We start from the raw sequence: 15,141 nt of genomic DNA, 5'->3' as shown, positions 1-15,141 counted from the left end.
GGAACAGAAGCCGGTGAGCCATGGGAAACGGCTCACCGGCCAGATACTCGCCTGCTCGCTACCGCTTATTGGGCGGAATCTGCACTATGCACAGCAGGAGGAATGTCTCCATAAGGAGGATTCACTCCTTGACTGCGCCGGCGGCGAGGCCGGACTGCCAGTACTTCTGGAGCATGAGGAACGCGATGACCAGGGGGATGATCGTGATCAGGGAGCCGGTGATCACGAGGTTCTGGATCGCCTGGCCGCCGGCGGTCGAGGCCTGGTCCTTCCACTGGTTCAGGCCGATGGTCAGCGGATACCAGTTCGAGTCCTTGAGCATGATCAACGGCAGGAAGTAGTTGTTCCACGTCGCCACGATCGTGAACAGGGCGGTCGTCACGATGCCGGGAGCCAGCAGGGGCATGCTGATCGTCCAGAACGTGCGCCACTCCGAGGCGCCGTCCACGCGTGCCGCCTCCAGCAGCTCGGTCGGCACCGCCTGCTCGCTGAAGATCCACATCAGGTACAAACCGAACGGGGAGATCAGCGAGGGGATGATCATGGCCCACGGCGTGTTCGTCAGGCCCAGCTTGGCGAACAGGAGGAACTGCGGGACCGCCAGCGCGATGCCCGGCACGCTGATCGAGCCGATGATCACCGCGAACACGGCCTTCCTGCCGGGGAAGCGGAACTTCGCCAAGGCGTAGCCGCCCATAATCGCCAGCAGGGTCGCGCCGCCCGCGCCCACCACCACGTACAGGAGCGTGTTAATAAGCCAGCGGCCGAAGATCCCCTCCTGGTAGGTGAACACCGTCACGATGTTGTCCCACAGGGCGAACGACTTGCCGAAGCCCAGGCCGAACGTCGACGTGAAGTCGGCCTGCGTCTTCGTCGCGTTGATCAGCAGGTACACGAACGGGAACAGGCAGTACACGGCGAACACCGCGCACAACACCGTCATCAGCATGGAACGCCTCGGGTTATTCACGTTCGCGAACCCGGCCTTCGCCGCGCGCCTGCGCTCCGCGGCCTCGTCCCTCTCGATCCTCCTCTGACGCTCCCTCTCCGCCTTCTTCGCGGCCCGCTCCTGGGCCCTCAGCCCCGCCGCCGACACACGGGCGGAAGTCTCAGCTGCACTCATCACGCACGCTCCTTCACGATCACAGACACAATCACAATCATCCTCGAGACAGCCACCGGGCGCATCACCTCATCTGCTCCTTCATGCTCCTCAACTGCACCGCGTACGCGATCGCCATCGTGATCACCGCCATCACAATCGCCAGGGCGGCGGCATAGTTCGACTGGTTGCCGGAGAACGACAGGTTGTACGCGTACATGTTCGGCGTGTAATACGTCGTGATCGCATTGCCCGGCACCATGCTCTGCAGAATGCTCGGCTCGTTGAACAGCTGGAACGAGCCGATGATGCTGAAGATCACCGTGATCGCCAAGGAACCCCTCAACTCCGGCAGCTTGATCGACTTGACGATCTGCCACTCGCTCGCGCCGTCGATCGAGGCCGCCTCATACAGGGAATGCGGGATCGTGGACAGCGAGCTGTAGAAGATCAGCATGTTATAACCCGTGAACTCCCACGTATTGATGTTGCCGATCGACGCCAGCAGCACACTCGGGTCGAACATGTCGATGTCCGTACCCAGGAAACCGTTCAGGGAACCCACCAGACCGTACTTCGCGCCATACACGAAACCCCAGATCAGGGTCGACACCACCGCCGGCACCGCATACGGCAGGAACGTGGAGATACGGAAGAACTTCGTGCCATGCAGCTTCATGCTGTCGATCGCCAACGCCATCGCCGCCGCAAGGAACAGCATGATCGGCACCTGCACCACCGTGAACAAGGCCACACGACCAACCGACGACCAGAACTGGCCGTCCTGCAACAGCCGCGCATAGTTCTCCACACCGACGAACCGGGTGCCGCCGATCATCTGCTTCTTGAAGAACGAGATGTAAACCGCGTACACGATCGGGATGATGAACACGAACACGAACACCACCGCAAAAGGCCACATGAACTTCCAACCACGCCAATCCGCCTTATGCTTATTCACGCGCGCCCCGTCCGTTTTCACGGAAGTGGCAGCAACATCAGCTGAGGCCATTCCAACCCCTCTCCTTCGAAGGCTGTAGACAAGTGTTCCGTCATGGCTACATCACTAAAGCCATTACGGCGGTACACCCATCCCTAACAAAAATGTTTGCGTTATCATAATAACACCATTTATCATCTTGTCCAATCACCGAACAGCCGTGTTGAATACTGTGTTTTCCTCAATGCTGGTACAATGGTCACGAAAACAATGATGTTATCGTTGCCGTTTTCGATGATGTATGACATCATACGATGTGGCGCAGCAAGCCATAGCAGCAGTCGTAGGTTCCATACCGGGGGTCATAATGGCGAAGTCTTCACAAGTCTCCATGCAGGATGTGGCGAAAACCGCAGGCGTGTCCCCCCAAACCGTATCCCGCGTGGCCAATGGCAGCGACGCGGTCAAACCGGAGACCCGTCAACGGGTCGAAGCCGTCATGCAACGCCTCGGATACCGTCCGAACTACGCCGCCCGCGCGCTCAAACGCGGCAAGTTCCAGGACATCGGCGTCGTCATGTTCAACACATCATCCTTCGGTAACTCCCGTATCTTGGATTCCATCATTTCGAGCGCCGCGGATGACGACTACTCCATCACCATCCAGACCATGCGCCACGGCTCGGAGCGCACGCTGGCCGCCGCAATCGAGCGCATGCAGCAGCAACCCGTGGATGGCGTCATCGTGGTGCTCGAGGAGCGCATCTCCGACTTCGCGGGATACAAGCCACCAAAAGAGCTCCCTGTAGTACTTATCTCCGAAGGCGCCGCAGACCACTGTCCCACGGTGGACACCGACCAATACGGCTGTTCCACCGCCATCGTGGATTATCTGATGAGCAAAGGCCACAAAACGGTGTACCACATCGCCGGCCCTGCCACATCCCGAGCCGCGGAAAGCCGCGCCCGAGGATGGCGCGAGGCGCTCGAGCAGATCGGAGCCCCGGTGCCCAGCATGTACATCGGAGACTGGTGCGCGGATTCCGGCTATCAGGCAGGCGTCGCCTTGGCTCATGACCCCGACTGCACGGCTATTTACGCTGCCAACGACCAGATGGCCTATGGCGCGATTCTCGGATTGCAATCCGCCGGCAAGCGCGTGCCTGACGATGTCAGCGTCGTCGGCGTCGACGATTCGTTGGCGGACATGGTGCCACGGCTGAATCTCACCACCATGCGACTGCGGTTCAAGGATGTCGGAGCCACTGCCTTCTCCATGGTCCGCCGTCAATGCGAGGGAGAGAAAGTGCCAACCGGCATCAAAACCGTCATTCCCCCTGAACTCGTCGAACGCGGCTCTGTACGCGATTTGAGCGAGTGACTGCCTCCTGCTGAGCCGCTCTGGAACTCCGATTTCGCCGAGCGCGGGTCGAAACATAGGTTTTCGCAGTCTATGGTTTATGTTTCGACCCATTTCGAGGGTGCGGAATGGGACGAAACATAAACCGATACCATCAATAACTTATGTTTCGACCCGTATGCTGCCGGGAGAAGTCATCCGAACGACTGGCGCCGACACCCACGCCCACGCCGCGCCGACGAACAAGCCCTTCCATATGATTTCTCCCCGACCTCAGCCATCACCCTCAGCTCGCGCCATCAGCCACGCTATTCTCGCTCATACAGCCAATTGGCACCCGTCAAAGGAACCTGCGCCCGCATCAGTTTCACCCAAATTGCGTTGCTGTCTACCACATCGTCATAGGTGGCATGAACTACCGTCGTCACCCCAGCGCGCAGCAGCATATCATCCCGTGACTTCTCCGCGGCCACCACCTGGTGTATGTCACGTCGTTTCGTCATCGCTGGATCGACATATTTCCGGGCCCCATCATATTCAAGGACAATGATGCGGCCATCCGGCGTATGCCATACGAAGTCGACCCGTCGTGAATGCCACGCGTTCTCCGGATCGATAAATTCATGCTGCAATTGCGGAACGGCGAAACCGCGTTCGATCATCGTGGCGCGGCACAACGATTCCCCACCGTTTTCACTACGCGCATCTGTGTAATGGAGCAGACGAAACACCGGACCGCAATCGCTATGAAGATGATCGCATTCCTCTATAACACTCTCAGCATCAACGAGTTTGCGTCGGAACGCCGAATCAAACATGCCCAGCACCACACGAAACGGATATCGCAACGCGCAATCCACAAGAGCCCTTCCCACGGTTGTAGTCAGCACGGACACCGTCCTGTTCCCAAGAGCGAAGCGAGTGGTAAGCGCCGCATCCGAGGAGACAAAAATCGGCTTCGTCTGCGACCGCATATGCCCCTGTCTGCTTGAGTTGTATGCGACGTAAATGCTCTCATCGGTCAACAAAGACCATGGATAATCCAAATCCATCGCCGCAGCTGCGCTGAGCCCTGCATACACCCAGCTTGGATGGCAACGGGACAATGCCTCCAGCACATGCAGAATACGTTGCTTGGGATTCAGGCCGCTCCAATAGGACGACTCCGCATATATGCCACGATATGGGCTGACCACCTCACCTTTGTGCATTCGACGGACCATTCGTTTACGCGTAGCCGCATTCACGCCCGCAATGCATAATTGGATCTCGGATTGATCAGCAACACTGTCACTCGACGACTTGTTCATTATTACGACCTTCCTGAATCGGCACACGCCGATTATGGTCGACGCATCCTTGCGTCTACACCGGTATCGTACGCCGGAAAGTCGTCAGGCGTTTCACTCTAGCCGCAATGCATACAGCTTCACACGGGGCAGTTGGAAGAAACGGGTCGAAACATAAGTTTTCGCAGTCTATGGTTTATGTTTCGACCCGTTTCGAGGGTGCGGAATGGGTCGAAACATAAACCGATGCCATCAATAACTTATGTTTCGACCCGTTTTGGGAGGGATTCTGGGCTGGGCTGCCCAGCAATGCTGTACAGCCCAGCTGCGCGGTATTGCGCGGTACTGCACAGCATTGCACGGTACTAAACGGCACTGCACAGGCATTATGATTATGCAGCGACGTTCAGGGGGATACGGTGCCGCCCTGCAGGCTTATGGATGGCGACGGCATGACGCGGCTTGCAGCGGAACGCGGGAGACGAACTCACGCGGCTCATCGGTGATGGGGTCGATGAAGGCCAGCCGACGGGCGACGAGCTGCAAAGGACGGCTGAAATCGTCGTACGCACGGGTCTCTATGCGCGGGTAGAAATCATCTCCGACTATGGGCAGACCGAGCGAGTTCATATGCACCCTGAGCTGGTGGGTCTTGCCGGTACGCGGGTGCAAGGTGTAGCGACAGGTCATCGAACCTGCCGCATCGGCATGAATGCCGTCCTCGAGGCCGGCGATACGGGAGGCGTCCACGAGGCGGGAGATACCGGCGATACGGGAGATACCCGCAAGACCGGCGATGTCTGCGTCCCCCGCATCGCCGGGAAGACCGGAATGGTCTTGCCGCACAGGCGTGGTCTCAAAGCGGCACGCAGAAGCACGCACGCCATACAGGGCATGCGATGGGAGACGTACAGGTGCCACCGGCATGAGCCGTTCGCCACGTTCGATAAGGGTTTCGGCGTTGACCGTGCCGGGCTCCTCGAAGGCGGCCATGGTGCCACGCAGTTTGGTGATATGGGAACGCCGCACCAGCGGGAACGGACGCGGCGGGGCAATCGGTTCGATGGTGCCGTATCGGGGACGCGCGATCGGGCGGCAAGGGGCAAGGCATTCATATACTTTGGCGGCCTGCTTATTCTGGAACAGCATCTGGTAGGCCCCACGTGATGCCTTGTCCCGCACGAAGACCAGCACGCCGGCGGTCATGCGGTCCAAGCGGTGCGCGGGAGTGATGTCTGGCTCCCCCAGCCGCTCGCGCAACCGGATCAACGCCGTCTGCCGATACCACATACCGCGAGGCATGGTGGCCAGAAAATGCGGCTTGTCCACCACGATAATCCGCTCGTCCTCATAGAGCACGTCCAGCTCGAATGGGATATGTGGCTCCTCGGTCACGTATCGATGCGGACGTGGCATGGTTTCCTCCTAACCGACTAGTGGCTCCTTCAGCACGCCGCAGCGGCCGATAGCCTCACTCGACGGTGACGGACTTGGCGAGGTTGCGCGGCTTGTCAACGTCGTAGCCCTTGAGCTGGGCCATATCCATGGCGAACAGCTGCAACGGCACCACATCCACGAGCGGGCTCATCAGCGTCGGGCAGGCAGGACGCCAGAACACCACGTCCGCATACCGCTCCACATCGGGGTCACCCTGTTCGGCCACGGCGATGATATAGGCACCGCGAGCCTTGACCTCCTCGATACCGGAGATCACCTTGGCATGCAGCACGTTGCGTCCACGCTCCGGCGGCACGATGAACACTACCGGCTCACCCTCGTCCACCAGTGCGATCGGCCCGTGCTTGAGCTCGCCGGCGGCGAAGCCCTCGGTGAACGTGTAGGCAATCTCCTTCAGCTTCAACGCGCCCTCAAGCGCCACCGGGTAGCCGACATGACGGCCGAGGAACAGGAAGGAGCTGGCGTTCACCATGCGTTCGGCGGCTGTCTGGATGGCCTTGGGCTGGGTGTCGAGCACCCACTGGATCTTGCGCGGCATGTCCTTGAGGGAATCGAGCACCTGCCGGATCTCGTCGCGGAACATCGCGCCCTTGACCTGCGCCAGATACAGGCCCAGCAGATAGGCGGCGGTGATCTGCGCCACGAACGCCTTGGTGGAGGCTACGGCCACCTCCGGCCCTGCGTGCGTGTACAGCACCGCATCGGATTCACGCGGTATGGAGGCTCCCTGCGTGTTGCAGATGGCGAGCACCTTGGAGCCCTGTTCGCGGGCATGCCGCAGGGCCATCAGCGTGTCCATGGTCTCGCCGGACTGAGAAATGGCGACCACCAAGGTACGCGGGGTCAGAATAGGGTCACGGTAGCGGAACTCATGGGCGAGTTCCACTTCCACCGGGATGCGCACCCAGTGCTCGATGGCGTATTTGGCCACGGTGCCGGCATATGCGGCCGTGCCGCAGGCCACGACGATGATCTTGTCGATGGCCTTGAAATCATGCTCGTCGATGCGCACCTCGTCCAGTGCGATGTCGCCCTTGGCGTCGAACCGGCCCAGCAGCGTGCGCTGCACGGCGGCCGGATCCTCATGAATCTCCTTGTCCATGAAGGAATCCCAGCCGCCCTTTTCAGCGGCCGAGGCGTCCCAGTCCACGGTGTAGGTCTTGGGATTGGCCACCACGTTACCGTCGAAGTCGGTGACGACGACCTTGTCGGCGGACACGCATACGGCCTGATCCTGATCGATTTCCATGGCCTGCTTGGTGTAGGCCACGAACGCGGCCACATCAGAGCCGAGGAAGTTCTCACCCTCGCCGAGCCCCACCACCAACGGGGAGTCATGACGGGCGCCGACCACGATGTCCGGCTGGCGGCAGTCGGTGGCCAGGATGGTGAATGCGCCCTGCAGCATACGGGCCATGCGGCGGACGGCCTCGAACAGATCCGGCTTGCCCTGCTCGGCGATGATCTTGTCCACGATCTTGCCGAGCAGCTTGGCTGCCACTTCAGTGTCCGTGGCGGAGGCGAAACGGTAGCCTTCGGCCTGCAAATCGAGGCGCAGCTGGGAGGCGTTCTCGATGATGCCGTTGTGGATGATGGCCACCTTGCCGTCCATGCTGGTGTGCGGGTGGGCGTTCACATCGCTCGGCTCGCCGTTCGTGGCCCAACGCGTATGGCCGATGCCCACGGTGGCAAGCGGCATGGGCTTGCGCTCGATGTCTGCGACCAGGTTCTTCAGTCGGCCGGCCTTCTTGCGCACGGCCACCGTATCCATACCAGGCGCGCTCAGCGCCACACCGGCCGAATCATAGCCACGGTATTCCAACCGCGCCAGACCCTGAAGACACACCTCAAGCGGCTTGCCGCACGCGGTTTCGACATTTCCTGCATATCCAACAATTCCACACATGGCTCACCAGCCTAGCGGACGCATATGTCCTGAGTCGAACAACCCGGCCTGTTGCAATACTATCGTCACATCTCAAAGCACTCAGGAAAACCGAGCCACCGGCCTCAACCGGCCGCCGGCCCCGCTCACTCCGCACACGTTCCGGGCATGCCTTTGTCACTTATCACAAGTTCCGGGCATACCTCCACTGACTATCACAAGTTCCGGGCATATCCCTACCAATTATTCTGGGCATATCGATACAAAATACGGCGTTCTGGGCATATGCGGTTCACGAACGACGGCGAAACCGCCCTTTCGTGATACGTATATGCCCAGAACGCCTAGAGACGTCATCCCTATGGTGGTGATATGCCCAGAATCCGTCCTTCCCCTTCCCGTTTAAGAGAGGGAAAAAGAACTTATCCTGTGCTGAGGTAATATGAACAGCCTTTCTACAGCACATGCTGCGGAGCCGTAAAACGGACAGTCCAGTGGACTGTACGTAGGCGACGCCGAAGCACGACAGTGCTGAGGTAATATGAACAGCCTTTCTACAGCACATGCTGTAGAAAGTCCTTAAACCTCGGCTCGGTCGGATGTTCGATGATCTCGGGGCCGCCCTTTTCCACGACGACTCCCCCATCCATGAACACCACCTGGTCGGCGACCTCACGGGCGAATCCGATCTCGTGGGTCACGCACACCATCGTCATGCCATCCTTGGCGAGCGAACGCATGACGCTCAGCACTTCGCCCACGAGCTCGGGATCGAGCGCGGAGGTCGGCTCATCGAACAGCATGATCTCGGGCTTCATGGCCAACGCGCGGGCGATGGCCACGCGCTGCTGCTGTCCGCCGGACAGCTGCGCGGGGTAATAGTCGAGACGATCACCGAGGCCGACGCGCTCCAATTCGGCGACGGCAAGATCGTGGGCCTCCTTCTTGGGCATGCGCTTGACGTGGACCGGCGCCTCCATCACGTTCTCCAGCGCGGTCATATGCGGGAACAGGTTGAACCGCTGGAAGACCATGCCGAGACGGGAACGCTGGGCGGCGATCTCCTTGTCGTTCAGGGTCTGCAGCATGTCCTGGCCGTTCTTGTCGACATGCTTGTAGCCGATGAGTTCGCCGTTGACTTCGATGGAGCCCCCGGTCAGCGTCTCCAATTGGTTGACGAGACGCAGGAAGGTGGACTTTCCGGAGCCGGAAGGTCCCAGGATCACGGTCACCGTGCCGGGCATGACGGTCAGGTCGATGCCTTTGAGCACGTGGAGGGAACCGAATGCCTTGTGCACCTGGGTGGCCCTGATGGCGGGGACGACGCCGGCGGCCTGGTTCAGGAGCCCGGTCTGGAACGCAGTTGTTTCAGTCATGATGATTGCCTCTCCCCTTGCTTCACGCGGTCATGCCGGTGAACGCGGCCTCGTTGAGCTTGTTCACGTCATCCTTGGGTTCACCCTCGGTCTTGCCGGGCAGCGGCGGCTGCTTGCCGCGCGTGCCCATGGCGCGGGCGTCGAAGCCCTTGCCGAAGTGCTTCTCCAGACGGGATTGAATCACCATCAGGATGGAAGTGATGAGCAGATACCAGAAGCATGCCACCAGCAGCAGCGGAATAGGCTTGTAGATGCGGTTGGCGATGGCGTTCGTGGCGAACTGGAGTTCCAGGGTGAACGGCACCGCGGTGACCAGTGATGTGGTCTTCAGCATGCCGATGGTCTCGTTGCCGGTAGGCGGGATGATGATGCGCATGGCCTGCGGCAGCACGATGCGACGCATGATCAGCGAACGGTTCATGCCGAGCGCTTCGGCGGCCTCCGTCTGGCCCGGGTCGACGGCTTCAAGACCGGCGCGCACGATTTCAGACAGATAAGCGGCCTCGTTCAGCGCCAGGCCTATCCATGCGGCGTTGAACGCGGTGACCACCACGGACGAATCGATGCTCCAGAATTCGATGGAGGTGAATGGCACGCCGAGACTGAGCTTGGGAATCAGCACGGAGAACAGGCCCCAGAAGATCAACTGCGTGTATACAGGGGTTCCGCGGAAGAACCAGATGAAGAACCAGCTGACACCGCGCAGCACCGGGTTGATGGACTTGCGCATGATCGCGAGGATCACGGACAGGATGATCGCCACCACCATGGAGATCACGGTGAGCTCGAGCGTGTAGCGGATGCCTTCCAGCACGTTCTCGTTGAACAGGTACTTCCACACGATGGCCCATTCCAGTCGTGGGTTCGTGATCATGCCCTGGATGAGCATCGCTGCCAGCAGCGCCACGATCACCGCAGCCACAATCGGCCCCGGACGCTTGACCGGCAGGGCCTTGATGCGGTTGGGGATGTCCAATCCTTCGCCGTCGATTTCTTTCTTCGCCATTCGAGATTCCTTGTGATGTATTGGAGCCGTTTCCCACAGCCTTGAACTAACGATGCACCTTAACGCATGAATGGGGCGTCCGTGTTACGACGAACACAGGCGTCCCATTCATGGACATCGAACCAGTCAGACGGTCACTGAACGTCGGGGTTGATCTCCGCCTTGGTCAGTGCGCCGGACTCGACACCCCAGTGCTCAAGAATCTTGCCGTAGGTGCCGTCGTCCATCAGCTTCTGCATGGCCTTCTGCACGGCCTCGGCGGTGGCGGAATCGCCCTTCTTGATAGCGATGGCGTTCGGCACGGAATCGAAGTCCTTGCCGAGCTGTTCCAGCTGTCCGCCGGTCTGTGCGATGGCGTAGCCGACCACCGGGGAGTCGGCGAAGAACACGTCCGCCTTGCCGGTCACCACTGCGGTGGTGGCGTCGGTCTGCTGCTTGGAGGACTGGATGGTGATGTCCTCCTTGCCATCCGCCTTGCACTGCTTGGCGGTTTCGTTGATGGCCTCTTCCTCGACGGTGCCGGTTTCGACGGCGACCTTGAGACCGCACAGGTTGTTCTCATCGACCTTGTTCGGGTTTCCCTTGGCTACGGCGTAGGCCATGCCGGAGGTGAAGTAGGACACGAAGTCGACCGATTCCATGCGCTCCTTGGTGATGGTGAACGCGGCGATGCCGAGGTCGTACTTGGAGCCGATGGCCGGGATGATGGTGTCGAAGTTGGAGGAGACCACTTCGGTCTTGAGGCCGAAGATGTTGCCTAGCGCATGGGCGAGATCCATATCGTAGCCGATCTGGGTCTTGCCGTCCGTGTCCAGGAACTCGGCCGGCGCGTAGGAAGGGTTGGTGCCGATGGTGAGCTTGCCATCGGCCTTGACGGAGTCCGGAAGCAGGGCGGCGAGCTCGTCGTCCTGCTTCACGGAGCTCACATCATAGCTGGTGATGGCTTTGGTATCACCATTGGCGGCATCCGAACCGGTGGCGGATTCATCGGTGGTGCCGCAGGCCGCTACGGCGAACAGCATGGCGACGCTGACGGCAGCGGCGGCAATAGCCTTGGTCTTCTTGAACTGCATGATGGTCTCTTCTTCTCTCTGTCGTTATGGCCTTGCCCTACGCAGCAGATGACCTGCCTTCAGACCGTAGCCAACGAATAAGCATATGTATACACTATAGTGCATACATATGCAAAAGCTCCCATGTCGGGAGCTTTTGTCATCTCAGAACCTTCGTCGTCTCACCATGTGCGCCATGCACCAGCACGCTTCGCGGGCCGCCCACAGACGCACTGGCCCACGCTCACTCGTCGACCGCAGGATTGATTTCGGCCTTGTCGATGGCGCCGGAGGACACACCCCACGTATCGAGAATCTTCTGGTAGGTGCCGTCATCCATCAGCTTCTGCATGGCCTTCTGCACCGCCTCGGCGGTGGCAGAATCGCCCTTCTTGATGGCCACGGCCTCCGGCGTCACACCGGTGTCGTCGCCAAGTGCGGCCAACGTGTCGCCGGTCTGCTCGATGGCATAGCCGGCCACCGGGGAATCGGCGTAGAACACGGACGCCTTGCCGGACGCCACGGCGGTGGTCACATCGGTCTGCAGCTTGGAGGACTGGATGTCGATTTCATCCTTGCCATCCGCTTTGCACTGGTCATTGGCAGCGGTGACTTCCTCCTCCTGCGTGGTGCCGGTCTGCACGGCCACCTTGACACCGCACAAGTTCGAGGTGTCGACCTTGTCGGGGTTGCCCTTCTTGGTGACCCACGTGGAACCGGCCTTGAAGTAGGTGACGAAATCAACGGCATCCAGACGCTCCTTCGTCACGGTGAACGAGGAGATGCCGATGTCGTACTTGGAACCGACCGAAGGAATGATGGAGTCGAAGGTCGAGGAGACAGTCTCCTCCTTGAGGCCGAACACGGCGGCCAAGGCCTTGGACAGGTCGACGTCGAAGCCGACCGGCGTCTTGCCGTCCTCGGCCAGGAACTCGGCCGGTGCATACGAGGTATCGGTGCCGACAGTCAACGTGCCGTCGCCCGCCACCGAATCAGGCAGCAGCGCGGCGATGGCATCATCCTTCTTGATGCTGCTGGTGTCGAATCCCTGTGTGCTGGTCTTGCTGGACGAACCGGAATCACCATTCGAAGTATCGCTGGTAGCGCTGTCGGTGGTGCCGCAGGCAGCCACGGCGATAAGCATTGCCGCGCTCACAGCGGCAGCCGTCATGGATTTCATTCCCATGCTGAAAGACATTGGATTTCCTCTCTCCGTAAAGTCGGCTGGGCGGGTATATTTCCCAGTTGGCTCAGAGAGTAGGACCGCAATGCTACGGCATGATTACCATTGCGAGATTCTGTTCACGTTGTGGACATATGGCGGATACGTTCGGCGGCAGGAATGCTGAGACTGGCGCGAAGAATGCCCGTTGCCGGCGGCGTGATATGAGCAGCCACCCATCCGGCAACCTGCAACCAACAACCGCCAACCGGCATACAGACGCCGCACAGCCGGCGTCCGCTAACCGACACATAGCCCGTATCAGTGCCGCATATTGGCGTACCGCATGGCACGCAACGCCTCGCGCTTGTCCTGCTCCTCGCGCAACGCCTGACGCTTGTCGAATTCCTTCTTGCCTCGGGCCAACGCGATGGCAGCCTTGACGCGCCCGTCCTTGAAATACAGACTCAACGGCACGATCGTGTATCCCTTGGCCTCGATGCCTCGGGCGAGCTTGGCGATCTGCTGACGATGCAGCAACAGCTTGCGCTTGCGCTTGGGGGCATGGTTGTTCCATGTGCCGTTCAGGTATTCGGGAATGTTGGCGCCTTCCAACCACATCTCGCCACGACGGTCGATGGAGACGAACGCCTCCGCCAACGAGGCACGCCCTTCGCGCAGCGACTTCACCTCGGTGCCGGTCAGCGCAAGTCCCGCCTCGTACTTGTCTTCGATGGCATAATCATGCCGGGCCTTCTTGTTCTGAACGATGAGCTTCTCGCCGGTCTCCTTGGCCATATCCTCCTCCTTCCTGATACTCAATAATCCCCCCTCGGCATAGAGGGGAATCATCGTACTACGCGATATGTTTCGGTAGTGCTGTACGTCACAAACCCGTCGGCAAAGAGACTACCCCTCAGTCCCGCTCCGCGAGCCAGCTCGTCCCGCAATTACAGACGCGCCCCGCGCGCAACCTGCTGGCTCGCCTGTCGGCTCGCACGTTGCCTACAGACAGCTCCGCTGTCTGCTTCACGGCAACAGTCCGCCAAGGGGAGCCAAGAATAGCCACGAATCACTGACACAGGATGCCGGCTCGGTCACATAGCCCTGATGCGCTCAGTGCACGTACCAGTAGGCGCCGGCATTGGACAGCGTACGCCAACTCACGACGTATTCACCGACCACATTCATCTCGGAGATCGTCACCGTATTGCCGGAAACGGACTCCACCACCGCCACATGGCCGTAAGTGCCGTCGGCACCGGCGACCCCTGGCGGGAAGGACAAGGCCGCACCCACCTGAGGATTGTGGTCGACGCGCAGACCGTAGCCCGGCGCGGTCAGATACCATTGGCCGCCGTTGCCGAGATATGAAGGGGTCCCGATGCCCATCTGCTTACGACGGTTGTAGGCATACCATGTGCACTGGCCCCCATAGTACGCGTTGCCGTAATCACCATTCGAAGTGCCCTGACCGCCGCTGCTGCCACCCGAGCCACCTCCCGTGGTCGGCGGCACAGTCGAGGACCCGCCACCGCCTGGCTGGGTGGTACCCTGCTGACCATTATTGACCTGACCGGAAGACTGTTGCTGCTCCTTCAGATACTGCTGGTTATAGGAATCAACGCGCGAGGCGAGCAGCACCGTCTGCGCGGCCTGAGCGGCCTGCTGATCCTTCAGCGAGGACACCATGGCGGTCAGCTCGTTGCGGCGCTGCTCACCCTCCACACGCAACTGTTCCAGCGCATTGCGCTCGTTCTGCGCGGTCTCGGCAGCGGTCTGCGCTGACGCGGCCTTCTGATCGGCCTGGGTCTTCAGCGTGGAGATCTGCTTTTCGATGGCGGCCAGCCGCTCGCCACGATTCTTCGACGTGTTCAGCTCGCTTGCCGCAGAAGATGCCGCATTGGCCTCATTACGGGAGAGCGCGTCACGCGACTGCATCGAGTTCACAAAGTCCTGGGTGCTGCTCGCACCGGTCACCACGCTCATCACTTCGGATGCGCTGGAGCCGTGCATGCTTTCCCGTGCCAGTTCGGCGACAGCCGCATGCGCATCGTCGTAATCCTTACCGGTCTGCGCTATCTGCTGCTCGAGGGTCTCCTTGTCCTTTTGCGCCGCCTCAAGACGCTTGGCGGCGGCATCGGCCTCGTCCTGGGCCGCGGCGGCATCGGCGTTGGCCTGCGTCACCTTGTTCTGCGCGGCGACGATCTTGTTGTTGGTCAGATCATCCAATTCGACGATCTTATTGGCGAGCTCACTGTTCACGCCGGCCAACTGGGCCTTGAGCTGCGCCTCGCGCTGCGCCGAAGCCGCGTGCTGGTTCTGCGCATTCACCAGATTCGAATAGGTGTCCGCGGATGCAGGCTGGGCAGGAGCCACCACCAATCCGGCCACGCAGCACATGCCCGCAGTCAACGCTGCCAGAACGGGCTTCCATGTGTTCGTCGTCTTATTCATGGACGAAAAATCCTTCCTATCGCCATACAAAAGCACACCATAACATGAGAGTCT

Annotated in this window: 12 protein-coding genes; 1 reads left to right on the top strand and 11 read right to left on the bottom strand. The window is 60.3% G+C overall.

The window, feature by feature from the left end:
* Window positions 1-121: 121 nt before the first annotated feature.
* Together BW14_RS04190 and BW14_RS04185 are read right to left on the bottom strand one after the other, a co-directional pair.
* The gene (locus tag BW14_RS04190) at window positions 122-1,123 is read right to left on the bottom strand and encodes a carbohydrate ABC transporter permease (RefSeq protein WP_044090617.1); all 1,002 of its coding nucleotides are present in this window, start codon (window positions 1,121-1,123) and stop codon (window positions 122-124) included.
* 64 nt (window positions 1,124-1,187) lie between these two features.
* Window positions 1,188-2,114, bottom strand: coding sequence for a carbohydrate ABC transporter permease (locus BW14_RS04185; RefSeq protein WP_044095769.1), 927 nt, complete (start codon window positions 2,112-2,114; stop codon window positions 1,188-1,190).
* A gap of 319 nt (window positions 2,115-2,433) precedes the next feature.
* Here BW14_RS04185 and BW14_RS04180 point away from each other — a divergent pair, with 319 nt between their 5' ends.
* A complete protein-coding gene (locus tag BW14_RS04180) occupies window positions 2,434-3,423 on the top strand; it encodes a LacI family DNA-binding transcriptional regulator (protein WP_081977833.1) in 990 nt (329 codons plus the stop codon).
* A gap of 287 nt (window positions 3,424-3,710) precedes the next feature.
* Here BW14_RS04180 and BW14_RS04175 read toward each other — a convergent pair whose 3' ends face one another.
* The 9 genes from BW14_RS04175 to BW14_RS04130 all read right to left on the bottom strand — a co-directional run bounded on the left by BW14_RS04175 (window position 3,711) and on the right by BW14_RS04130 (window position 15,087).
* A complete protein-coding gene (locus BW14_RS04175) occupies window positions 3,711-4,712 on the bottom strand; it encodes a hypothetical protein (protein WP_052381984.1) in 1,002 nt (333 codons plus the stop codon).
* A 414-nt stretch (window positions 4,713-5,126) separates the two neighbouring features.
* Window positions 5,127-6,086: a pseudouridine synthase gene (locus BW14_RS12220; protein ID WP_330935785.1), complete on the bottom strand. Its 960-nt coding sequence runs from the start codon at window positions 6,084-6,086 to the stop codon at window positions 5,127-5,129.
* Window positions 6,087-6,162: 76 nt separating this feature from the next.
* Window positions 6,163-8,055, bottom strand: a complete 1,893-nt coding sequence (gene glmS, locus BW14_RS04160) for a glutamine--fructose-6-phosphate transaminase (isomerizing) (protein ID WP_044090127.1) — start codon at window positions 8,053-8,055, stop codon at window positions 6,163-6,165.
* Between the two features lie 533 nt (window positions 8,056-8,588).
* Window positions 8,589-9,410: an amino acid ABC transporter ATP-binding protein gene (locus tag BW14_RS04155; RefSeq protein ID WP_140463285.1), complete on the bottom strand. Its 822-nt coding sequence runs from the start codon at window positions 9,408-9,410 to the stop codon at window positions 8,589-8,591.
* Between the two features lie 22 nt (window positions 9,411-9,432).
* Entirely contained in the window at window positions 9,433-10,416 is a 984-nt protein-coding gene (locus BW14_RS04150) for an amino acid ABC transporter permease (protein WP_044090125.1), read from the bottom strand.
* Between the two features lie 134 nt (window positions 10,417-10,550).
* Window positions 10,551-11,489 carry an ABC transporter substrate-binding protein gene (locus BW14_RS04145; protein WP_044090124.1) on the bottom strand — a complete coding sequence of 313 codons (939 nt, stop codon included), beginning with the start codon at window positions 11,487-11,489 and terminating at the stop codon, window positions 10,551-10,553.
* Between the two features lie 223 nt (window positions 11,490-11,712).
* Window positions 11,713-12,666 carry an ABC transporter substrate-binding protein gene (locus tag BW14_RS04140; RefSeq protein ID WP_044090123.1) on the bottom strand — a complete coding sequence of 318 codons (954 nt, stop codon included), beginning with the start codon at window positions 12,664-12,666 and terminating at the stop codon, window positions 11,713-11,715.
* A 285-nt stretch (window positions 12,667-12,951) separates the two neighbouring features.
* Window positions 12,952-13,428, bottom strand: a complete 477-nt coding sequence (gene smpB / locus BW14_RS04135) for an SsrA-binding protein SmpB (RefSeq protein WP_044090122.1) — start codon at window positions 13,426-13,428, stop codon at window positions 12,952-12,954.
* 318 nt (window positions 13,429-13,746) lie between these two features.
* Complete coding sequence (locus BW14_RS04130) at window positions 13,747-15,087, bottom strand: CHAP domain-containing protein (protein WP_044090121.1); 1,341 nt, start codon at window positions 15,085-15,087, stop codon at window positions 13,747-13,749.
* Window positions 15,088-15,141 lie beyond the last annotated feature (54 nt).

It is taken from the genome of Bifidobacterium sp. UTBIF-68, from assembly GCF_006408855.1.
GTDB lineage: Bacteria > Actinomycetota > Actinomycetes > Actinomycetales > Bifidobacteriaceae > Bifidobacterium > Bifidobacterium reuteri.
The sequence above is the reverse complement of the archived record's forward strand: the minus strand, read 5'-3'. Positions and strand labels throughout refer to the sequence as shown.